1 pseudogene is annotated in these 343 nt (G+C 76.5%); it reads right to left on the minus strand.

The features are described 5' to 3' along the window. Nucleotides 1-343 (minus strand): annotated as a pseudogene (locus AB8Z75_RS35325) (hypothetical protein); the annotation flags it as partial.

Below are 343 nucleotides of genomic sequence, written 5' to 3' on the forward strand. Positions count from 1 at the left end.
GTGWCSGSSKGSYGGGGGGCGCGCGAGCGGTCGCCAGCAGCGGTCACCGGCGTGTGCCCGGACCGCTGCGCCTCCGTCTCCTCGGTGTTCTCCCGGGGATGTGGCATCTGTTCGCTGGACTCGTCTTCCGGGGTCGGCTCCGCTTCCGGCTCGCCACCCGTCTCCTCCTGGGCACCGCCGGTGTGGGCGGCTGCCTCGCCGGGCTCGTCAGGTTCGCCGCCGGTCGGGGCGGCGGCACTGTTCGGCTCGGTCGGGGTGCTGTGCTGCCCGCCGGTGGGTGCGGCGGACGTGAACAGCGAGAAGGCGGGACGCGGGGGGACGCTCGGGCGCGGAGGGACGGCGG

The organism is Streptomyces sp. PU-14G (assembly GCF_041028275.1).
Taxonomy (GTDB): domain Bacteria; phylum Actinomycetota; class Actinomycetes; order Streptomycetales; family Streptomycetaceae; genus Streptomyces.